Genomic DNA, 544 nt, shown 5'->3' on the forward strand with positions numbered 1-544 from the left:
CACTCGCTCCAGCAATTTAACTACCGTTTTTATTGAAACTTGTTTACACAAGTTCAGCTAAAAAGGAATGTTCTAATTCGCATTTACTTTCGTTTCGATATCTAGTTTTCAAAGAACAAGCATATAAAATCTTGTTGGTGGAGCCAAGCGGGATCGAACCGCTGACCTCCTGCTTGCAAGGCAGGCGCTCTCCCAGCTGAGCTATGGCCCCATATTAAATTTAAAGGTGTAGATGGTGGGCCCTGGTGGACTCGAACCACCGGCCTCACCCTTATCAGAGGTGCGCTCTAACCAACTGAGCTAAGGGCCCACATTATATTCATTTTGAACCCATAATGGGTTACGCTTGGCGACGTTCTACTCTCCCAGGACCCTGCGGTCCAAGTACCATTGACGCTGAAGGGCTTAACGGTCGTGTTCGGGATGGGAACGTGTGGAACCCCTTCGCTATCGCCACCAAACGTTTGAGAGTTTGAGCTCTCAAAACTGAGCAACGAGTGAGTAGTTTGCAGCTGAGCTGCATATTTGCAGCTGAGCTGCAGCT

2 tRNA genes and 1 rRNA gene are annotated in these 544 nt (G+C 48.3%); all 3 read right to left on the minus strand.

The window, feature by feature from the left end:
- Nucleotides 1-135: 135 nt before the first annotated feature.
- A tRNA-Ala gene (locus MH215_RS28970) sits at nucleotides 136-211 on the minus strand.
- Nucleotides 212-233: 22 nt separating this feature from the next.
- Nucleotides 234-310 (minus strand) — tRNA-Ile (locus MH215_RS28975).
- Between the two features lie 34 nt (nucleotides 311-344).
- A 5S ribosomal RNA gene (gene rrf / locus MH215_RS28980) occupies nucleotides 345-461 on the minus strand.
- Nucleotides 462-544: the final 83 nt, after the last annotated feature.

Source organism: Paenibacillus sp. ACRSA, from assembly GCF_022346845.1.
GTDB lineage: Bacteria > Bacillota > Bacilli > Paenibacillales > Paenibacillaceae > Paenibacillus.